This is a genomic window from Streptomyces sp. NPDC002671, assembly GCF_053592475.1.
Genome location: NZ_JBSFVU010000001.1, coordinates 191,764 through 211,751 on the forward strand (window position 1 = coordinate 191,764; position 19,988 = coordinate 211,751).

Annotated in this window: 16 protein-coding genes; 8 read left to right on the forward strand and 8 right to left on the reverse strand. The window is 71.5% G+C overall.

What is annotated here, in order from left to right; genetic code table 11:
* Positions 1-153: 153 nt before the first annotated feature.
* The 4 genes from ACWD35_RS00890 to ACWD35_RS00905 are packed head-to-tail and all read left to right on the forward strand — an operon-like array spanning position 154 to position 3,729.
* Positions 154-1,263, forward strand: coding sequence for an aliphatic sulfonate ABC transporter substrate-binding protein (locus ACWD35_RS00890; RefSeq protein ID WP_451348967.1), 1,110 nt, complete (start codon positions 154-156; stop codon positions 1,261-1,263).
* Positions 1,264-1,299: 36 nt separating this feature from the next.
* Positions 1,300-2,079 carry an ABC transporter ATP-binding protein gene (locus tag ACWD35_RS00895; protein ID WP_451348968.1) on the forward strand — a complete coding sequence of 260 codons (780 nt, stop codon included), beginning with the start codon at positions 1,300-1,302 and terminating at the stop codon, positions 2,077-2,079.
* Entirely contained in the window at positions 2,066-2,956 is an 891-nt protein-coding gene (locus ACWD35_RS00900; RefSeq protein WP_451348969.1) for an ABC transporter permease, read from the forward strand. The genes ACWD35_RS00895 and ACWD35_RS00900 overlap by 14 nt, the downstream gene beginning before the upstream one ends.
* Before the next feature lie 5 nt (positions 2,957-2,961).
* Entirely contained in the window at positions 2,962-3,729 is a 768-nt protein-coding gene (locus tag ACWD35_RS00905; protein WP_451348970.1) for a sirohydrochlorin chelatase, read from the forward strand.
* 43 nt (positions 3,730-3,772) lie between these two features.
* On the opposite strand, the gene ACWD35_RS00910 is transcribed toward ACWD35_RS00905, so the two are convergent.
* The 4 genes from ACWD35_RS00910 to ACWD35_RS00925 form a co-directional block, all read right to left on the reverse strand.
* Positions 3,773-4,240: a hypothetical protein gene (locus tag ACWD35_RS00910; RefSeq protein ID WP_451348971.1), complete on the reverse strand. Its 468-nt coding sequence runs from the start codon at positions 4,238-4,240 to the stop codon at positions 3,773-3,775.
* 319 nt (positions 4,241-4,559) lie between these two features.
* Complete coding sequence (locus ACWD35_RS00915; protein WP_451348972.1) at positions 4,560-5,201, reverse strand: mycothiol-dependent nitroreductase Rv2466c family protein; 642 nt, start codon at positions 5,199-5,201, stop codon at positions 4,560-4,562.
* Positions 5,202-5,310: 109 nt separating this feature from the next.
* On the reverse strand, positions 5,311-6,357 hold the full coding sequence (locus tag ACWD35_RS00920) for a ketopantoate reductase family protein (protein WP_451348973.1): 1,047 nt from the start codon (positions 6,355-6,357) through the stop codon (positions 5,311-5,313).
* A gap of 116 nt (positions 6,358-6,473) precedes the next feature.
* A complete protein-coding gene (locus ACWD35_RS00925; protein WP_451348974.1) occupies positions 6,474-7,025 on the reverse strand; it encodes a DUF1697 domain-containing protein in 552 nt (183 codons plus the stop codon).
* Between the two features lie 402 nt (positions 7,026-7,427).
* On the opposite strand from ACWD35_RS00925, the gene ACWD35_RS00930 reads away from it, so the two are divergent.
* Entirely contained in the window at positions 7,428-9,674 is a 2,247-nt protein-coding gene (locus ACWD35_RS00930; RefSeq protein ID WP_451348975.1) for an MMPL family transporter, read from the forward strand.
* Between the two features lie 160 nt (positions 9,675-9,834).
* Positions 9,835-10,698 (forward strand): phosphotransferase enzyme family protein, encoded by an 864-nt coding sequence (locus tag ACWD35_RS00935; RefSeq protein WP_451348976.1) that lies wholly within the window; start codon positions 9,835-9,837, stop codon positions 10,696-10,698.
* A gap of 27 nt (positions 10,699-10,725) precedes the next feature.
* Here ACWD35_RS00935 and ACWD35_RS00940 read toward each other — a convergent pair whose 3' ends face one another.
* The 4 genes from ACWD35_RS00940 to ACWD35_RS00955 all read right to left on the reverse strand — a co-directional run bounded on the left by ACWD35_RS00940 (position 10,726) and on the right by ACWD35_RS00955 (position 15,100).
* A complete protein-coding gene (locus ACWD35_RS00940; RefSeq protein ID WP_451348977.1) occupies positions 10,726-11,451 on the reverse strand; it encodes an exonuclease domain-containing protein in 726 nt (241 codons plus the stop codon).
* Between the two features lie 102 nt (positions 11,452-11,553).
* The gene (locus ACWD35_RS00945) at positions 11,554-12,792 is read right to left on the reverse strand and encodes an SAV2148 family HEPN domain-containing protein (protein ID WP_451348978.1); all 1,239 of its coding nucleotides are present in this window, start codon (positions 12,790-12,792) and stop codon (positions 11,554-11,556) included.
* Positions 12,793-12,908: 116 nt separating this feature from the next.
* On the reverse strand, positions 12,909-14,231 hold the full coding sequence (locus ACWD35_RS00950) for a copper amine oxidase (protein ID WP_451348979.1): 1,323 nt from the start codon (positions 14,229-14,231) through the stop codon (positions 12,909-12,911).
* A gap of 56 nt (positions 14,232-14,287) precedes the next feature.
* Positions 14,288-15,100 carry a Tat pathway signal sequence domain protein gene (locus ACWD35_RS00955; protein WP_451348980.1) on the reverse strand — a complete coding sequence of 271 codons (813 nt, stop codon included), beginning with the start codon at positions 15,098-15,100 and terminating at the stop codon, positions 14,288-14,290.
* Between the two features lie 307 nt (positions 15,101-15,407).
* On the opposite strand from ACWD35_RS00955, the gene glgX reads away from it, so the two are divergent.
* Both glgX and treY read left to right on the forward strand, forming a co-directional pair.
* Positions 15,408-17,537, forward strand: coding sequence for a glycogen debranching protein GlgX (gene glgX / locus ACWD35_RS00960; protein WP_451348981.1), 2,130 nt, complete (start codon positions 15,408-15,410; stop codon positions 17,535-17,537).
* 81 nt (positions 17,538-17,618) lie between these two features.
* On the forward strand, positions 17,619-19,988 hold the full coding sequence (gene treY / locus ACWD35_RS00965) for a malto-oligosyltrehalose synthase (protein ID WP_451348982.1): 2,370 nt from the start codon (positions 17,619-17,621) through the stop codon (positions 19,986-19,988).

Below are 19,988 nucleotides of genomic sequence, written 5' to 3' on the forward strand. Positions count from 1 at the left end.
CAGCGGACAGGGCGGAGTCGCGCGATGTGTGCGCTGACGTACGCGCACCGCATGCGCGCCCTCACCCCCCACCGCTGTAAACGAAGACCTGCCGACCTCCCGGCCACGACCTGAGAGACCGTGACCGCCGGGCCAACGAGAGGAACACCTCCCGTGCCTGCCAACCGCTCAATGCTCCTCAACCGCGGCATAGCCGCGATCGTTGCTCTCCCCCTGCTCGCCCTGGCCGCCTGCAGCTACGGCTCCAAGGCCGACGACAAGCAGACCACCAAGGTCGCCGCCGGAGCCAAGAAGATCGACGGGCTCGACTCCGTCAAGATCGGCTACTTCGGCAACCTCACCCACGCCACCGCGCTGGTCGGCAACCAGAAGGGCTTCTTCCAGAAGGAACTGGGCGCCACCCGGGCCAAGTACCAGGTCTTCAACGCCGGCCCGTCCGAGATCGAGGCGCTGAACGCCGGTTCCATCGACATCGGCTGGATCGGCCCGTCCCCGTCGATCAACGGCTACACCAAGTCGGACGGCAAGAGCCTGCGCATCATCGGCGGCTCGGCCTCCGGCGGCGTGAAGCTGGTCGTCAACCCGAAGAAGATCAAGTCCCTCAAGGACGTCAAGGGCAAGAAGATCGCCACCCCGCAGCTCGGCAACACGCAGGACGTCGCGTTCCTCAACTGGGCGGCCGAGCAGGGCTGGAAGATCGACGCGCAGAGCGGCCAGGGTGACGTGTCGGTCGTCCGGACCGACAACAAGGTGACCCCGGACGCCTACAAGGCCGGTTCCGTCGACGGCGCCTGGGTGCCGGAGCCGACCGCGTCCAAGCTGGTCGCCGCGGGCGGCAAGGTGCTGCTGGACGAGGCCTCGCTGTGGCCGGACAAGAAGTTCGTGATCACGAACATCATCGTGCGGCAGGCCTTCCTCAAGGACCACCCGAAGGCCGTCGAGGCGGTCCTGAAGGCCTCCGTCGAGACCAACAAGTGGATCAACGCCAACCCGGACGAGGCGAAGGCCGCGGCGAACAAGCAGCTGGGCCTCGACTCCGGCAAGGAACTGCCCGCGAACGTCCTGGACCCGGCGTGGAAGTCGATCCAGATCACCGACGACCCGCTGGCCGCGACTCTCAACACCGAGGCGCAGCATGCGGTGAAGGCCGGTCTGCTGGAAAACCCCAAGCTGGACGGCATCTATGACCTCACCCTCCTGAACAAGGTCCTCAAGGCCGAGGGCGTGCCCGCCGCCAGCGACGCCGGTCTCGGCGTCAAGTAACCCCCGTAGCCGAAGAGTTCCCAGGAGGTGACGACCATGGCCACGACCTTCGCCACGGCCGATCAGGCCATCGGACAGGCGGCACGCATCGAGCGCGTCTCGAAGTCCTTCGCGGGACCGGGCGGGCAGCAGCTCGTCCTGGACGACATCAGCCTCGATGTCGCTCCGGGCGAGTTCGTCACCCTCCTGGGGGCCTCGGGCTGCGGCAAGTCGACCCTGCTGAACCTGGTGGCGGGGCTGGACAAGCCCTCCGCCGGCAGCATCACGACCAACGGGCGTCCGGCTCTGATGTTCCAGGAGCACGCCCTGTTCCCGTGGCTGACCGCGGGCAAGAACATCGAACTCGCCCTGAAGTTGCGGGGGGTTCCGAAGAACGAGCGGCGCGACAAGGCCGAGGAGCTGCTCGACCTCGTACGGCTCAAGGGCTCGTACAGGAAGCGGGTGCACGAGCTGTCCGGCGGTATGCGCCAGCGCGTCGCCATGGCCCGCGCGCTCGCCCAGGACAGCCAGCTGCTCCTGATGGACGAGCCGTTCGCCGCGCTGGACGCGATCACCCGTGACCTGCTGCACGACGAACTGACCCGGATCTGGGCCGAGACGGGCCTGTCGGTGCTGTTCGTCACGCACAACGTGCGCGAGGCGGTGCGGCTCGCGCAGCGGGTCGTGCTGCTGTCCTCCCGGCCGGGCCGGGTGGCCCGCGAGTGGGAGGTGGACATTCCGCAGCCGCGGCGCATCGAGGACGCGCCGGTGGCCGAACTGTCCCTTGAGATCACCGAAGTACTGCGTGGGGAGATCCGCCGTCATGGCCAGCACTGACACGACGAAGGCCGTCCTTCAGGACGCCGCGAGCGTCGAGGCGGGCCTGGACGCTCTGGAGTCCGGGCCCGTCGCCCGGACCCCACTGCGGCGGACGCTCGTCGACAAGGTTCTGCCGCCCGTCGTCGCCACCTTGGTGGTACTGGCCGGCTGGCAGGCCCTGATCACGTTCAAGATCGTCGACGATCCGACGAAGCTGCCCTCCCCCTCCGACGTCGCAGGCGAGTTCAAGAACGCCTGGCTGGAAGGCAAGCTGCTCGACTACATCTGGACCAGCGTCTCGCGCGGCCTGCTGGGCTTCCTGTTCGCGCTGGCCATCGGCACCCCACTGGGTCTGGTGGTGGCCCGGGTGAAGTTCGTGCGCGCGGCCATCGGTCCGGTGCTGTCGGGCCTGCAGTCGCTGCCGTCGGTGGCGTGGGTGCCGCCGGCGGTGATCTGGCTGGGCCTGAACAACTCGATGATGTACGCGGTGATCCTGCTGGGTGCCGTGCCCTCCATCGCCAACGGGCTGGTCTCCGGCATCGACCAGGTGCCGCCGCTGTTCCTGCGGGCGGGCCGCACGATGGGCGCCTCGGGCCTGAAGGGCGCCTGGCACATCGTGCTGCCGGCCGCGCTGCCCGGCTATCTGGCGGGCCTGAAGCAGGGCTGGGCCTTCTCCTGGCGTTCGCTGATGGCGGCGGAGATCATCGCGTCCTCGCCGGACCTGGGCGTGGGCCTCGGCGCCCTGCTGGAGAACGGCCGCAACGCCAGCTCCATGTCGATGGTGTTCGAGGCGATCTTCCTGATCCTGTTCGTCGGCATCGCCATCGACCTGCTGATCTTCAGTCCGCTGGAGCGCTGGGTCCTGCGCAGCCGCGGCCTGCTGGTGAAGAGCTGAGTCCCGTGCACGGCAAGCCGGTTCACCCCGTCCTGGTGGTCATCGCCCACGGCAGCCGCGATCCGCGGCATGCGGCGACCGTCCACGCCCTCGTGGAGCGCGTGCGGTCGCTGCGGCCGGGGCTGCGTGTGGAGACCGGCTTCCTGGACTTCAACGTGCCCTCCGTGCAGGGCGTGTTGGAGTCGCTGGCGGCGGAGGGCATACGGGACGTCGTCGCCCTGCCGCTGCTGCTGACGCGGGCGTTCCATGCCAAGGCCGACATCCCCGCCGTGCTGCGGGAGGCGCCGGCGCGGCTGCGGATCCGGCAGGCGGAGGTGCTCGGCCCGTCCCCGCTGCTGCTGGCGGCGCTGGAACGGCGTCTGTACGAGGCGGGGTTGACGCCCGCCGACAAGTCCTCGACCGGGGTCGTGCTGGCCTCGGCGGGGTCCTCCGACCCGGAGGCGATCGCAGTGATCGCCGATATCGCGCGGGAGTGGTGGCACGCCGGTTGGTGCGCCGTGCGACCTGCGTTCGCCTCCGCTTCCCTTCCGCGCACCGAGGACGCGGTGCGCGAGCTGCGCGCCCTCGGCTGCGAGCGGGTCGCCGTCGCGCCGTATGTGCTGGCCCCGGGCTTCCTGCCGGACCGCATCGCGCGGGGCGCGGCCGAGGCGGACGTCCTCGCGGATGTGCTCGGCCCGGCTCCGGAGGTGGCCCGGGTGCTGCTGGAACGCTACGACGAGGCGGCGGTGCCGGTCCGGCCGGCGCTCGGCACGCTGGGCGCGCTCGGCGCCTGACGGCAGCGCCCGGCGCCTGCCGGGCCGGGAGCGCCCTGCCGGGTCACAGGTCCAGTAGGTGCGTGAACTGCTGGACGTAGGCGAGGCTGCCGGTGCCGGCCGAGGCGCTGATGCTGATGGCCTCCAGCGCCAGGCGGATACGGCCGCGGTTGGGCGGCCCGCCGTCCTCGGCGGCCAGTTCCAGCTCGCCCTTGATCGTCTCGCCGTAGCCGGCGAGGCCCGGGTACTCGGCGCGCAGGGTCTGCAAGAGCCGGTCCGCGAGTTCTACGAGGCCTTCCGGATCGAGGCCGCGGTAGCCGCGGTTGCCATAGCCGCCAGGGCCATGGGCGGGCCCGTAGCTGTATGCGCTCATGTCCTTTTTCTCACTCTTGGTCCGAGGGGTGGCCGGGCCGCAGACGTTGCCGATGTCGTGGGTGCGGGCGCGGATGACCGGTGCGGTGTTGTCGTAGGCGGTGGTGAGGGTGAACCGTGCGTCGTGGCCGTGCAGAAGAGGCCGAAAACAGCCACCCATCCGGGTGAACCATGCCCGTTGACCGCGCACTACTCAACCCCCTCCAGCGGTCCGGTGGGCTCTACCCTAGGGACAACACCCGTGGTTTGTCCTGGGGTTCGAGAGAGGCCCACCGATCCGGGGGGCAGCGGGGTTGTTCCGGCCGACCGCGGTCCCGGCGCTCCCCTGTGACGCCGGGACCGCGGTCGGCTCTTGGTTCTGCGCCGCTTCCGGCATCCGTGTCACACGCAAGGGCAGGCCAGGGCGCCGGATGGTCGTAAACAGGCCAACCTCTCCGAATCCGTGGGCGGTTCGGTCGAAGCGGTTCAGTCGAAGCGGTTCAGTCGAAGCGCAGGGCTCCCGTGCGGGTGCGCTTGAGTTCGAAGAAGTCGGGGTGGCGGGCCAGCACCCGGAAGCTGTCGAAGAGTTCGGCGGCCTCGGCGCCGCGCGGGATGGCGCGCAGGACGGGCCCGAACCACACGGTGCCGTCGACGTGGATCGTGGGCGTGCCGACGTACCCGTCCGAGTCCGGCTCGAACCCGGCCTCGTGGCTGCGGCGGACCGCGTCGTCGTACGACGGGTCGTGGGCGGCGTCCGCCAGATCGGCGTGGAGCCCGAGTTCGGCCAGGGCCTCGGTGATCACCACGTCGAAGTCCTTGATGCCCCGGTCGTGGATCCGGGTCCCGAACGCGGTGTACAGCTCGCGCAGCACCTTGTCGCCGTGCCGTTCGGCGGCGGCCACGGCGACCCGCACCGGGCCGATCGAGCGGTCCACCAAGTCCCTGTACCAGTCGGGGAGTTCGTTGCCGATGTTGTGCAGGAACAGGCTCATGGGCCGGAAGCGGAGGTCGAGCGGGCGCTCGCGCTCGACCTCCAGGATCCAGCGGGAGGTGATCCAGGCGAAGGGGCAGGCGGGGTCGAAGAAGAAGTCGACCCGGGTCGGGTGGCCGGTCTCGGTATGCGTCGGGGACTGCGTCGTCATGGGGACGACGGTAGTCCGGGGATGGCGCAAGATCCCGGCCCAATCGGCATCTGTCTCACTGGCCCACTTGTGGTGCCCGCCGATGCCCGCCGCTGATGCCCGCTGAAGATCAACCGCTCCGCCGGACCGCCTCATCGGCCATCCGGACCAGCTCCGGGACCGGCAGGGAACCCGCCGCCCGGCGCTCGCGCGCGAACTGGTTGGCGAGCTGCTGCAGCAGTTCGTTCAGCGGGGCCGGTACGCCGTGCCGCCGCCCGAGCAGGACGATCTCGCCGTTGAGGTAGTCCGCCTCGATGGTGCCTGTGCCCCGGGCGAGGGACTGCCAGGAGGAGCCGCCGCCGCGCGGGGCACCACCGAGCGGCACCAGGGTCACCTTGCCACCGCGCGCCGCCTGCTGTTCCGCCGCGCTCGCGCGGGCGATCCCGGCGGCGTCGAGCACGGCCTCCCCCTCGGCGCGCACGCGGGCGAGCAGGGCGTGCGCCGCCTCGTCGGCGGCGGGACCGCACACCGCTTCGAAGGCCGTGCCGAGGTTCCAGAGCAGCTTGGCGTACTGCCAGCGGGCGATGTCCGGCACGACCGGCGCCTCGAAGTGGGAGGCCTCCAGGTCGGCGGCGATCCGGCGGGCGGTGTCGTCGGTGCCGTGCGGGAGCCGGCCGAGGTGCAGGACCCCGGTGAGCGGGGTGCCGGCGGCGGAGACGACGCCGGGCTCCACGAACGTCGAGGGCAGCCAGACGCAGACGCCGTACACGTGCCGGAAGCGGCGCAGCGCCAGCCGTCCGCTCTCCACGCCGTTCTGCAGGCAGACCAGCGGCAGCCGCTCCCAGGCTCGCGCCCCGGCCGTCTCCGTGCCCGTCTCCGTGCCGCCGTCCGCCACGGGCACATCGGCCCAGGCCTCCAGAGCGGCCACGGTGTCCTGGGTCTTCACGGCCAGCACGAGGACGTCGTCGGCGCGCAGCGTGCCGAGTCCGCCGGGTCCGTCCACGACGGGCAGCCGGTACGTCAGCTCGCCCTCCGGCACCCGCAGCCGCAGCCCGTGCTCGCCGAGCGCGGCCTGGTGCCGGCCGCGCGCGACGAGCACGACCTCGTGCCCGGCCTGGGCCAGCCGTCCGCCGACGGTGCCGCCGACCGCCCCCGCCCCGATGATGATGTAGCGCATATGACAGAGCCTCGCACACGGATGTGCGACGCCCGTTGCCCGACCCGCCAACGCCCCTCAGGGCAGCGCTCACTTGACCTTGAGCGGGCCGCGGACCGTCACGCTCCCGGAGCCCGTCACTGCGTCGGGGCGGTCAGCTCCACCAGCTTGACCACGGTGTTCCAGTTCCGGCTGGTGGCGATCAGCCCCTTGGTGATCCGCGGCCGGGCCAGCGCCTCGCCGAGCTTGGAGCGGCCGAGGCCGTCGGGGGCGTAGAGGTACAGGCAGCGGTCGCCGAGGCGGAACTCCTCGGGAAGGTGGGCGGCTTGGTCGAGCTCCGCGAAGCGGTCCGGGGTGACCGGTGCGGAGAAGTAGGTGACGTGCAGCTGCTTGGCCTCCAGTTCGGCGGCCGGGAACGGGCAGTTGTCCGCCACGGCCTTCAAGTAGGCGTGGTCGCGCACGAGCACGTCGACCGTGAAGCCGAACCGAGCCTCGATCGCCTGGGCCAACTCGGCCGCCAGGGACTGCTCGTCGCCCCGGCCGACGGTGAAGACGGCCTGGCCGCTCTGCAGATGGGTCCGTACGCCGTCGAGGCCGAGGCCCGTCATGAGCGTGCGCAGGTCGGCCATCGGGAGCTTCTTGCTGCCACCGACGTTGATTCCGCGCAGCAGCGCCGCATAGGTCGTCACCCGCCCACCATAGAGCGGCCGTCGTGCCCCGTGGGGGCGGGCACGACGGCCGCGGGCCCGTGTGGTGCTCCGGGCTGCGCGAAACTCTGGCCGATCATCCGCCCCGGATCAACCTCTTCACGCACCTGTGACTTGTTCAACAAGTTTTCGTAATCACAAAGTGGATCTCTGTCGGCGGAACGGACACCCGAGGGCACCGACCCTGAGCGTCGTCCCCGAGCCCGCCCCCGACAACCGCAGATAGGTGTAAGGGGCCACTGTCATACCCACAGATGAGAGTTCGGGCCTGCACTTCACCGAGCAGCACGACGTGAAATCCTTATCCGGCTCATACGGTCGTACCGGAGTGAGTAGGGCGTGGCGGCAGGGGGCCGTCACCGCACACGAGGGGGAATACCCGACATGGGGAACGGAGAGGTGCGGGCGCGTGGTCTGGCGGCCCGCGCCGGCGGCTGGAGCGCCCGGCACCGCTGGGCCGCCGTCGGCATCTGGGTCTTGTTCGTCGTCCTGGCCATGGGGCTCGGCCAGGCGGCAGGCCGGGTCGACGTCGACGAGGCCGACCAGCTCAAGGGCGAGACGCACACCGCCGCGAGGATCCTGGACGACGCGGGGATCAAGGAGCCGGCCGCGGAGACCGTGCTCGTCCAGTCCAAGGACGGCTCCGCACCGGCCACGAGCGCCGAGTTCCGGACCGCCGTCGGCGAGATCGTCAAGGCCGTCGACGCCACCGGCAAGGTCACCTCGGTGACGTCGCCGTACGACGCGCACACCATCTCCCGGGACGGGCGCAGCGCGCTGGTTCAGTTCGACATCCGCGGTGACGTCAAGACGGCCTCCGACCGCGTCGGACCGGTGCTGGACGCGGTCTCCGGGGTGCAGAAGAAGCACAACTCGCTGCGGATCGAGGAGATCGGCGGCGCCAGCATGGCCAAGCAGTACAAGGACGCGTTCGGCAACGACTTCCAGAAGGCCGAGCTCTCGGCGGTGCCGGTGGCCCTCGGCATCCTGCTGATCGCGTTCGGCGCGCTGGTGGCCGCGCTGCTGCCGGTGGCCCTCGCGATCACCGCGATCATGGCGACGATGGGCCTGATGGGCATCGTCAGCCATCTGCAGCCGATGAGCGACACGGCCAACTCCGTGATGCTGCTGGTCGGTATGGCCGTCGGCGTCGACTACTGCCTGTTCTATCTGCGCCGCGAGCGCGAGGAGCGGGCCGCCGGGCGGGACGCGGGGACCGCACTGCGGATCGCCGCCGCCACCAGCGGCCGGGCGGTCGTCGTCTCCGGTGTCACGGTGTGCGTGGCGATGGCGGGCATGCTGTTCACCGGGCTCGCCGGGTTCGAGGCGATGGGCCTGGCCTCGCTGATGGTGGTCGCCGTGGCCATGGTCGGGTCGGTGACGGTGCTGCCCGCGCTGCTGTCGCTGCTCGGCGAGCGCGTCGAGAAGGGGCGTATCCCGTTCCTGAGCCGCCTGCGCCGGTCCGGCACGAACGGCGACAGCCGGTTCTGGACGGCCGTGCTGCGCTGGGTGCTGGCCAAGCCGCTGGTCTCCGTGCTCGTGGCGGGCGGTGCGCTGCTGGCGATCGCCGCGCCCGCGCTGGGCATGAAGACCCAGCAGCTCACGCTGGACCAGGAGTTCGGCAACTCGCTGTCGATCGTGAAGACGTACAACCGGGTCAACGACGCCTTCCCGGGCGGCAGCGAGCCGGCTCAGGTCGTCGTGCGGGCCAAGGACATCAACGCGCCCGAGGTGCGGCGGGCGCTCGCCGACTTCAAGACGCAGGCGATCGCGTCGGGCGCCTCGCGCGGCCCGGTCACCATCAAGCTGCACGACGCGCAGAACGTGGCCGTGGTGGACGTTCCGCTGGTCGGCGGCTCCGACATGGACCGCGCGGTCAAGAGCCTCGACAAGCTGCGCGACGAGGTCCGGCCCGCGACCCTCGGCAAGGTCGACGGCGTCGACGCGCCGGTCACCGGACAGGTCGCCGGCAACCACGACTTCAACGACCAGCTGCTCGGCTCCGTCCTCCCGGTCTTCGCCTTCGTGGTCGTCTTCGCCTTCCTGCTGATGCTGCTCTCGTTCCGCTCGCTCACCGTCGCGATCACGTCGATCCTGCTCAACCTGCTGTCGGTGGCCGCCGCCTACGGCATCCTCGTCGCCGTCTTCCAGCACGGCTGGGGCGCCTCGCTGGTGGGCGCGGAGGGCGTCGGCGCGGTCGTTACCTGGCTGCCGCTGTTCCTCTTCGTGATCCTGTTCGGGCTGTCCATGGACTACCACGTGTTCGTGGTCTCCCGGATCCGCGAGGCCCGGGTACGCGGGCGCAGCACCCGGGACGCGATCCAGCACGGCGTGGTCACCACGGCGGGGGTCGTCACCAGCGCCGCCGTCATCATGGTCGCCGTGTTCGCGATCTTCGGCACGCTGTCCATGCAGTCCATGAAGCAGATGGGCGTGGGCCTGGCCGCCGCGGTCCTGATCGACGCGACCGTCATCCGCGGTGTGCTGCTGCCGGCCGTGATGGCGCTGCTCGGCGAGCGCAACTGGTACCTGCCGAAGTGGATGAACCGCCTGCCGGACCTCACCCACGACGAGTCGCCCGAGGCGATCGCCGCCCCGGCGCACGGGGAGGGTGAGCGGCTGACGGTCTGATTCCGTCGGCGCCGGTCCAGGGCCTGTTGACACCGCGTGGTGTCAACAGGCCCTTCCTTCTGCGTGTGGTCCGACCTGGGCGAATGCGAGACTGACCGGAGACCGTGGATCGGACACGGTCGGCACTGGCGCGGGACGGACGAGGGTACGGAGGCGGACGATGGACGAGGCGCGGGCGCGGGACATACTGGCCGCGGCGGGGGTGCTGCCGGGCCGAGCCGGGGACGCGGAGCTCCTTGCCCTCGGTGAGAACGCGGTGTTCGCCGCCGGCGGCCTGGCGGTGAAGGTGGGCCGCGACGCCGAGCTGCTGGAGCGGGCCCGGCGCGAGCTGGACATCGCCGGCTGGCTGGCCGAGGCGGGTGTACCGGCGGTGCGGGCGGCCGAGCCGAAGCCGCGGCTCGTGGAGGGGCATCCGGTGACCGTGTGGCACCGGCTGCCCGATCCCGTGCGGCCGGCCGAGCCGCGGGATCTGGCCGAGCTGCTGCGTATCGTGCACGCACTGCCTTCCCCTCCCTTCGAGCTGCCGCCCCGCGAGCTGCTGGGCGGTGTGGAGCGCTGGCTGCGGCTCGCGGGCGAGGCGATCGACCCCGAGGACGCGGCGTATCTGCGGGCACGCCGGGACGGCTTCGCGGCTGCCGCCGCCGCGCTGACGCCCCGTCTGACGCCGGGGCCGATCCACGGCGACGCGCTGCCGCGCAATGTGCACGTGGGGCCGGACGGGCCGGTCCTGGTCGACCTGGAGACCTTCTCCGCCGACCTGCGCGAGCACGATCTGGTGGTCATGGCGCTCTCCCGCGACCGGTATGGGCTGGCCGGCGAGGCGTACGACTCCTTCACCGGGGCGTACGGCTGGGACGTGCGGGAGTGGGAGGGCTGTTCGGTGCTGCGCGGGGCTCGCGAGACGGCCAGCTGTGCGTGGGTTGCGCAGCATGCGGCGAGCAGTCCGAAGGCGTTGGCCGAGTTCCGTCGTCGGGTGGCGTCGCTGCGGGACGGGGACGAGACGGTGCGGTGGTATCCGTTCTGAGGCTGCTGCGCAGGCAGGCCGGTGAGCCTAGGCAGGCCGGCTGTCCGCCAACTCCCGCAGTGGCCACACCCCGTCCACGACAGCTTCCGGATCTCCCTTGCGGCGCAGGAAGTCCTGGAAGTCTGCTGCCCATTGCGCGTACCACTCGATCTGGCGGTGGTGCAGTTCCGCCGGGCCGAGGGCTGCGATCTTCGGGTGGCGATCGGCTATCGCGTGGGCCAGGCGGGCCGCGGCGAGGGCGTCGGCCGAGGCGTTGTGGGCGGAGTCGAGGGTGATGCCGTACTCGGCGCAGACCGCCTGCAGGTTCCGCTTGCCGCGGCGGTAGCGGTCGACCCGGCGGTCGATCGTGTACGGGTCGATGACCGGGGCCGGGGCCTGGCCGCCGAGCCGGTCGCAGAGGGACGGCAGGGCGTGGCGGCGCAGTTCGGCGGAGAGCAGGGTGAGGTCGAAGGCCGCGTTGTAGGCGACGACCGGAACGCCCGTCTTCCAGTACCCGGTGAGGACGTCCGCGATGGCGTCGGCGACCTCGTCGGCCGGTCTGCCCTCGGCCGTCGCGCGTTCGTTGCTGATGCCGTGCACGGCCACCGCGTCGGCCGGGATCTCCACGCCCGGATCCGCCAGCCATTCCCGGCGTCCGACGGGCTCCCCGGCCCTGACCTCGATCACCGCGCCGGTGACGATGCGCGCCTCGCGCGGATCGGTGCCCGTCGTCTCCAGGTCGAAGCCGATCAGCAGCTCCCGGTGCCAGCCCATGGGCGGCCCCCCTTCTTGGTGGTGCTTTCCCCCAGTGGGCTCCACCCTCGCACGCGGCACTGACAATCAGAGCACCGCGTTCCGCTTAATGGGTGGAACGGTTCAGGACACCGGGCGCGAATCCGCCCAAGTCAGCTCGAATTCCTCGCGGTATGTCGGGAAGAGCCCGGCTTCGCCCACGTCGTCCGACTTGACCAGCCGGCTGCCGTTGCGCAGCACCAGCACCGGCGATTCCATCCCGCGCGCCCCGCGCAGATAGGACTGCACCACCCCGACGCCGTCGGCACCGTCGCCGTCCACCAGGTAGGCGGTGAAGCGGGGCGTCTCGTCGTAGACCTGGATCTCGAAGGCGCCCGGATCGCGCAGCCGGGACCGCACCCGGCGCATGTGCAGGATGTTCATCTCCACCGAGCGGCCCAGTTCGCCCCGCTTCATCCCGAGTTCGCGTTCGCGGCGCTTCACCGCGCTGGAGGCGGGGTTCAGGAAGAGCAGCCGCACCCGGCAGCCGGCCTCGGCGAGGCGGACCAGGCGCCGGCCGGAGAAGTTCTGCACCAGCAGGTTGAGGCCTATGCCGATGGCGTCCAGGCGGCGGGCGCCGCCGAAGATGTCCTCGGCCGGGAAGCGGCGCAGCAGCCGTACCCGGTCGGAGTGCACGGCGACGACATCGGCGTACCGGTCGCCGACGAGGTCCTCGACGGCGTCGACGGGCAGCCGCCGCGCGGAGGGGACGTCGCCGCCCGCGCCGAGCATCTCCAGCAGCCGGGCCGAGGCCCGCTCGGCCTGGTTCAGCACGGCCTCGGACAGAGCCCGGTTGCGGGAGACGACGTTGCGGGTCACCTCCAGCTCGTCCAGGGCGAGTTCGAGGTCCCGGCGTTCGTCGAAGTACGGCTCGAAGCACGGCCAGTGCTGCACCATCAGCTCGCGCAGCTGGGGCAGGGTGAGGAAGCTGAGCACGTTGTCGTCGGCCGGGTCGAGCAAGTAGCCCTTGCGGCGGCTGACTTCGCGGACGGCGACCGCGCGCTGCACCCACTCCTGGCCGGCCGGTCCGGCTGCCGCGATCACCCACTCGTCCCCGTGGACGGGTTCGTAGACGGGGCGCAGCACAGCGGCCACGACCGCGCGCAGCCGCTGTTCGACGAGGTTCAGCCAGATGTAGGCCCGGCCCGCCCGCTGGGCGCGGGTGCGCACCTCGAGCCAGGCGTCGGCGCCCCAGTCCAGTTCCGGCCCGATGGATCCGGCGCCCATCGGCCGGGCCAGGGACACCGCGCCGGGCGGGACGTCTGTGGAGTTCCCCTCGTGGCCCTCGTCACCAGGGGGCAGCTCCAGCCCTCCCGAGCCCACCCGCGCACCGCCTTCCGCCCCCCTGGGCCTTCCCCGTCCCAACGATCAAGGAAGGGTACTCCGGGAGCGGTCGGCGATGCAGCCGGATGGGCAGGTCGGTTTCCCGGCCCGTTTTCTCAACTACGCGGCCGCCAGTGGCCGTTCTGCCACGCGAGCGCGTCCGGAGTGAGCGGATTCATAGCCGTGACGTCCCTCGGGACGATGGCGAAGCCCTGCCAGTGGACGGGCATGGGCTGCTGGTCCTCGTCCCGGGGAATGTGGTGGAAGCCCACGTTCATCCAGACCACCGGGTGCGTCAGGGTCTGGCCGTTGACCCACTTGTCGACGGTGAGCGGGTGACCCTGGGCGCAGCCCGGGTTGTTGCTGGCGAACTTCTCGCACTTGTCGTACTCGGTGAAGTACAGGTCGTGCCGGGTGAAGCCACGGCCCGGGTACTTGGTGGTGGGGCCGGGGACGATCTCGTACGAACGGGCGTGGCCGTCCTTGTTCTTGCCAGTCGCGCTGACCATCCGCCACCAGCGGTAGGTCTTGTAGTCGCCCGCGAGTTCCTTGGTGACCCGGGTGTGGGTGGTCTTGGTGGACGGGGCCTGCTGACGTCCCACCGGCGGGGTGACCGCGGAGTCGTACTGCTCGATCCTGTTCTTGGGGGAGCCGTCCAGACCGAAGTCCAGCCGCCAGAAAACGTTGTGGCTGTGGGCGGTCGCGTAGGCGTGGGCGCCCTTGCCGATGGGCCAGCCGCGTCCGTCGCCCGCGTCGTAGTCGTACGGGGAGAGGCTGCCGGTGGCGCCGACGTTCATGTTGACGGCGCCGTCGTCCTGGAAGCGCCACTCGGTGATGTACTCGTACCAGCCGACCTTGTTGACCGTGTAGACGAGCAGGTCCTTGCCCTGTGCCTGGTAGACCTTGTTCGTGTCCTCGTCGAGCTTGCGGTAGGCGTGGCCGCGCGAACGCGTGGTCGTGCACAGGCCCTTGACGTTCGGCCCCTGTTGGCCGTTGGGCACCCGGACGGACTTGATGGTGCCGCCGGGGCATTCGCCCGGGAGGAGGTTCATCAGGCCGTCCGCGAAGCCCTGGCCGGTGAGGTCGTCGTACTCGACGCTGCCGTCGTCGTAGGGGACGTCGATCTGGGCGAGGCGGGCGCTGTTGAGGACCTTGATCGGCTTGGGCTCGCCCTTGGGCTGGTAGGAGACGTTCTCCAGGACGAGGCCGGCCTTGCTGTCGTAGCGCCAGCACATCCGCCAGGTGGTGCCGGTGGAGAGCTTCTGCTCGATCCGGTAGGCGGCACTGCAGGCGGGTGCGGGCGCGGTGGTGGCCGCGGTGGCGGTCCTGGGCTGGGCGGTGGCCGGGCCCGCGCCGGTGGTGAACCCGGCGGCCAGAGCGGCCACGCCGAGGCCGACGGCCGCGCGGCTGCGGGCGCGGCTCAGGCTGTTTGCGCGCATGGCGAGGTGACTCCCTTACGGAGAAAGCAAGTTGGAAAGGCGCGGAAGGCTGCCGCTCAGGGCCGTTCGAGCTGCCCGACCTTGCGGGCGCTCAGGTCCACGACGAGCCAGCGGGTGTCGATCCACGGGCCGTTCTTGACCTTCACGAACAGCCGCGCGCAGCGGTGCCGGCCGCACTTGTCGAGCAGCGCGGGCTGCCCGCCCGGAGTCGCCCGGTAGACCGCGCCGCCCAGCACCAGCTGGTTCGGGGAGGTCAGCTCGTGGCCGGTGGCGTCCTTGTAGTCCGCCTTGAGACCCGCGGCCAGCGGGTCGGCGATCAGCAGCCGGGCCGCCTCGGTGTTCTCGGCGGGGCTCAGCGGCGGCTGGACGCCGCGGCTGACCTGGGTCGACTCGACCTTTCCGGAGTCCAGGTCGACCGTCTTGGTGACGAGCGAGTCGTCGCGGTAGTCGTAGAAGGTCACGTCCGCGCGGCGCGGCGCGTTCGGGTCGTCCAGTTCGTCGGCCTCGGGGTCGGCGAGGTCGGCGGTGAGCCGCTGCGGACCACGGCCCCCGGTGACGTTCTGGCCCGTGTGCGGCAGCTGCCCGCCCAGGGCGATCTTCTCGACCCGCCGCATCTCGTCGTCGGTCAGCGGGTCCAGGCCCTTGCCCTTCTTCCCCTCGGCGGGCGCCTGCTCCACGACGCCCGGCCGGACCGCGCCCGGCCCCTGGCCCGCCTGCCGCGCGGCCTGTGTGCCCTTCCCGCCCCCTCCTGTGTCGTCCGCTCCTGCCGTGCCCGGCAGGGTGATCGCGACCATGGCGGCGGTCCCCGCCACCGCCAGGGCCGTACCGGCCACCACCTTGCCCAGATGGCGGCGCACTATCTCGCGCACATCTTCCCCCTACTCCCCCAACATCCCCGGAAGTACGTGTTGCCCCACTGGTTCGGCACACGGCAGGTACAGCGGTCGTCCGTGTGCACTGGTCGGCCGGTAAGAGGGACGTAAGCCGCGGGAGGTTGCCTCGATTTCGGGAAGACACAGACCTTTCGGGGAAACGCAGACCTTCGGGGAAACACAGACCTTCGGGGAAACGCAGAACTCAGGGGAGGCGCAGAACTCCGGGGAGGCGCAGAACTTTCGGGGAGACTCGGAGCCAACGCGGCCCCGGCGGGGCGGCACACCTGGAAGAGTCGTGTCCATGCAGGTCTGGCCTGGCGAGGCGTATCCGCTCGGCGCCACCTACGACGGCGCCGGAACCAACTTCGCGGTCTTCACGGAGGCCGCGAACCGAGTAGAGCTGTGTCTGCTGCACGACGACGGCTCCGAGACGGCGGTGGAGCTGCGCGAGAGCGACGCCTTCGTGCGGCACGCGTACCTGCCGGGCGTGATGCCCGGTCAGCCGTACGGATTCCGGGCACACGGCCCGTACGACCCCGGGCGCGGGCAGCGCTGCAACTCCGCGAAACTGCTGCTCGACCCGTACGCGAAGGCGATCAGCGGCTCCGTGCGGTGGGGCGAGGAGGTGTACGGCTACCACTTCGACGCCCCCGAGCGGCGCAACGACCTCGACTCGGCGCCGCACACCATGACCTCGGTGGTGATCAACCCGTACTTCGACTGGGGCGACGACCGGCCGCCACGCACCGAGTACCACCACACGGTGATCTACGAAGCCCACGTCAAGGGCCTGACCATGCGTCACCCGGGGCTGCCGGAGGAGCTGCGTGGCACGTACGCGGCGCTCGCGCACCCGGCGATCATCGAACACCTGACCAAGCTGGGCGTGACCGCGCTGGAGCTGATGCCCGTCCACCAGTTCGTGAACGACCACCGGCTGGTCGACATGGGCCTGAACAACTACTGGGGCTACAACACCATCGGTTTCTTCGCCCCGCACAACGCGTACGCCTCCTGGGGCGACCGCGGCCAGCAGGTCCTGGAGTTCAAGTCGGCGGTCCGGGCGCTGCACGAGGCCGGCATCGAGGTCATCCTGGACGTCGTCTACAACCACACCGCCGAGGGCAACCATCTGGGCCCGACGCTGTCCTTCAAGGGCCTCGACAACCCGTGCTACTACCGGCTCGCGGGCGACCCCCGCTACTACATGGACACCACGGGCACCGGGAACTCGCTGCTCATGCGGTCCCCGCACGTCCTCCAGCTGATCATGGACTCGCTGCGGTACTGGGTGACCGAGATGCACGTCGACGGGTTCCGCTTCGACCTCGCTGCCACGCTGGCCCGGCAGTTCCACGAGGTGGACCGGCTGTCGTCGTTCTTCGACCTGGTGCAGCAGGACCCGGTGGTCTCCCAGGTGAAGCTGATCGCCGAGCCGTGGGACGTCGGCGAGGGCGGCTACCAGGTGGGCAACTTCCCGCCGCTGTGGACCGAGTGGAACGGCAAGTACCGCGACACGGTGCGGGACCTGTGGCGGGGCGAGCCGCGCGCCCTCGCGGAGTTCGCGTCCCGCCTGACGGGCTCGTCCGACCTCTACCAGGACGACGGGCGCCGCCCGCTGGCCTCCATCAACTTCGTGACCTGCCACGACGGCTTCACGCTGCGCGACCTCGTGTCGTACAACGACAAGCACAACCGGGCCAACGGCGAGGACAACCGGGACGGCGAGAGCCACAACCGGTCCTGGAACTGCGGCGCGGAGGGCGAGACCGACGACCCGGACGTGCTCGGGCTGCGCGCCCGGCAGATGCGGAACTTCGTCGCCACGCTGATGCTGTCGCAGGGCGTGCCGATGATCAGTCACGGCGACGAGTACGCGCGCACCCAGGGCGGCAACAACAACGCCTACTGCCAGGACAACGAGGTCTCGTGGCTGGACTGGCCCGAGGATCCCCGTGAACGGCCGGAGGAACCCGGCGAACTGCTGGAGTTCATGCGTGCGATGGTCTGGCTGCGCCGGGACCATCCGGTATTCCGCCGGCGCCGCTTCTTCCACGGACGGCCGGTGGAGGGCACCCACGACGAGCTGTCCGACATCGCCTGGTTCACGCCCGAGGGCGGCGAGATGACCCAGCGGGACTGGGACTCGGCGCGGGCGTCCGCGCTGACGGTGTTCCTGAACGGCAACGCGATCTCCGAACCGGGCCCGCGCGGGGAGCGCATCACCGACGACTCCTTCCTGCTCATGTTCAACGCCTCCCCGGACCCGCTGGACTTCCTGGTGCCCGTCGACCACGGCCGGCAGTGGCAGGTGGTCGTCGACACGGCCCGCCCGGAGGGGGTACCGCCGGGCGCGGGAGCGAAGGTCGGGGCCGGTGACCGGATCGCGTTGCCGGACCGCAGCCTCACGGTGTTGCAGCGGCCCACCTAGCGGGAGCTGCCCGTGCCGGGGGCGCGGGTCCGGGCAGGGAGCGATGACACGAAAGGGGGCGTACTGGGTACGTAGGTCTGCATGACTTCTGCGCGACCCGGACCGGGGGTGCCCACGGCCACCTACCGGCTGCAGCTCCAGCCCGCGTTCCCGTTCGCCGCCGCGGCGGCGGCCGTACCGTATCTGGCGTCGCTCGGCGTCTCGCACCTGCACCTGTCCCCCGTGCTGGAGGCCGTCCCCGGCTCCGCCCACGGCTACGACGTCGTCGACCACGCGCGCGTGCGCGAGGAACTGGGCGGCGAGGAGGGACTGCGCGCGCTGGCGCGCACCGCGCGGGAGCACGGCCTGGGCCTGGTGGTGGACATCGTGCCGAACCACATGGCGATGGCCCCCCGGCACAACCACGCCCTGCGGGAGGTGCTGCGGGAGGGCCCCGGGTCGCCGTACGCGCGGTGGTTCGACATCGACTGGGAGGCGCAGGGCGGACGGGTGCTGCTGCCCGTCCTCGGCGGTCCCCTCGGCTCGGAACTGGACCACCTCGTGGTCGACGGAGACGTCCTGCGCTACCACGACCACGTCTTCCCGCTCCGCGCGGGCACCGAGGGCCTGCCGCTGCCCCGGCTGCTGGACGCGCAGTGGTACCGCCCGGTGTGGTGGCGGCTGGCCCGGACCGAGCTGAACTACCGGCGTTTCTTCAGCATCTCGGAGCTGATCGGGGTGCGGGCCGAAGACCCGGAGGTGTTCGCCGCCACCCACGCCAAGATCCTCCAGCTGCTGGCGGAGGGCGTGGTGGACGGGCTGCGCGTCGACCATCCCGACGGGCTCGCCGACCCCGACGGCTATCTGGCGCGGCTGCACGCGGCGACCGGCGGACGCTGGACGGTCGTGGAGAAGATCCTCGCCGACGGCGAGCACCTGCCGGCCTCCTGGCCCGTCGCGGGCACCACCGGCTACGACGCCCTGCGCCACGTCGACGGGCTGTTCACGGACCCGGACGGGGCCGGTGAACTCCTCGCCGCGTACCGGAGGTTCGCGGCCCCGCAGACGGACCGGGGCGGCGACTGGGAGGCCACGGTGCGGCGCGCGGCCTACAAGGTGCTCACGCACGAGCTGGCCGCGGAGACGGACCGGCTCACCCGGGTGGCGGCCCGGCTGTGCGCGGCCTCGCCGGACCTCGCGCTGCGCGACCGCGCGCCCTGGGCGCTGCGCACGGCGCTGGAAGAGCTGCTGGTGCGGCTGCGGGTGTACCGGCCGTACGCCTCCGGCGACGCCTCGGCCGTCGTCACCGAGGAGGCGGCCGAGCAGGCCCGGTTCGCCTTCGTGGTGCCCGAGGAGGACGGGGCCGTGGACGTCGTACGCCGGCTGCTGACCGAGGCGCCCGGCGCGGCGCCGGACGAGGACCGGGCGGCCCGGGAGGAGTTCCGCGCGCGGTTCGCGCAGACGGCGTCGGCGCTCCGCGCCAAGTCGGTGGAGGACACCGCGTTCTACCGCTATGTGCCGCTGCTGTCGGCGACCGAGGTGGGCGGCGATCCGGGCCGCCCGGGCGTGTCCCCGGAGGACTTCCACGCGTACTGCGCGCGCGTGCAGCGCGACTGGCCGCTGACCGGGACGGTCGTCTCCACGCACGACACCAAGCGCAGCGCCGACGTACGGGCGGCGCTGGCCGTGCTCACCGAGTGCCCCGGCCGCTGGGCGGAGCTGCTCGCGGAGGTGACGCTGCCCGAGGAGGGCGTGCCGGACGGGCAGGTGGCGTGGGCGGCCTGGCAGACGGTGTTCGGGCTGGGTCCCGCGGCGGCGGAACGGGTGCGCGGGGCGCTGCTGAAGCATGTGCGCGAGGCGGGCCTGTACACCAGCTGGACGGAGCAGGAGCCGCCCTACGAGGAGGCGGTGGCGGCCTTCGTGGCGGCGGGGCCGTGCGGGCCGCCCGGCGAGCGTGTGGCGGCCTTCCGGGAGGCGCTGGAGCCGCACATCCGGGCCAACGTGCTGGGCACCGCGCTGGTCCAGCTCACGATGCCGGGGGTGCCGGACGTGTACCAGGGCACGGAGGGCGAGTACCGGGCGCTGGTCGACCCGGACAACCGGCGGCCCGTGGCGTTCCCGCCCGCCGCGCCCGGCGAGAAGGACGCGCTGACGGCCGCGGCGCTGCGGCTGCGCGCCCGTCGGCCCGGCGCCTTCGGCGCTACGGCGACGTACGCGCCGCTGCCCGCCGAAGGCCCGGCGGCACGGCACTGCGCGGCCTTCGTGCGCTCCGGTGAGGCGGTCACGGCGGTGACCCGGCTGTCGCTGCGGCTCGCCGAGGCGGGCGGCTGGCGGGAGACCCGGCTGCCGCTGCCGCCGGGGCGGTGGGCGGACGCCCTGACCCCGGGGCGGGAGTTCACGGGGTACGCGCGCGTGGCGGACCTGTTCGGGGGGCTGCCGGTGGCGCTGCTGGAGCGGGTCGGGGACGCCTGA

Bases quoted from the DNA above. Each gene is read 5' to 3' on its own strand.
- ACWD35_RS00895 (WP_451348968.1), top strand. From the start codon at position 1,300: ATGGCCACGACCTTCGCCACGGCCGATCAGGCCATCGGACAGGCGGCA.
- ACWD35_RS00900 (WP_451348969.1), top strand. From the start codon at position 2,066: ATGGCCAGCACTGACACGACGAAGGCCGTCCTTCAGGACGCCGCGAGC.
- ACWD35_RS00910 (WP_451348971.1), bottom strand. From the start codon at position 4,240: ATGGGTGGCTGTTTTCGGCCTCTTCTGCACGGCCACGACGCACGGTTC.
- ACWD35_RS00915 (WP_451348972.1), bottom strand. From the start codon at position 5,201: ATGACGACGCAGTCCCCGACGCATACCGAGACCGGCCACCCGACCCGG.
- ACWD35_RS00920 (WP_451348973.1), bottom strand. From the start codon at position 6,357: ATGCGCTACATCATCATCGGGGCGGGGGCGGTCGGCGGCACCGTCGGC.
- ACWD35_RS00930 (WP_451348975.1), top strand. From the start codon at position 7,428: ATGGGGAACGGAGAGGTGCGGGCGCGTGGTCTGGCGGCCCGCGCCGGC.
- ACWD35_RS00935 (WP_451348976.1), top strand. From the start codon at position 9,835: ATGGACGAGGCGCGGGCGCGGGACATACTGGCCGCGGCGGGGGTGCTG.
- ACWD35_RS00940 (WP_451348977.1), bottom strand. From the start codon at position 11,451: ATGGGCTGGCACCGGGAGCTGCTGATCGGCTTCGACCTGGAGACGACG.
- ACWD35_RS00950 (WP_451348979.1), bottom strand. From the start codon at position 14,231: ATGCGCGCAAACAGCCTGAGCCGCGCCCGCAGCCGCGCGGCCGTCGGC.
- glgX (WP_451348981.1), top strand. From the start codon at position 15,408: ATGCAGGTCTGGCCTGGCGAGGCGTATCCGCTCGGCGCCACCTACGAC.
- treY (WP_451348982.1), top strand. From the start codon at position 17,619: ATGACTTCTGCGCGACCCGGACCGGGGGTGCCCACGGCCACCTACCGG.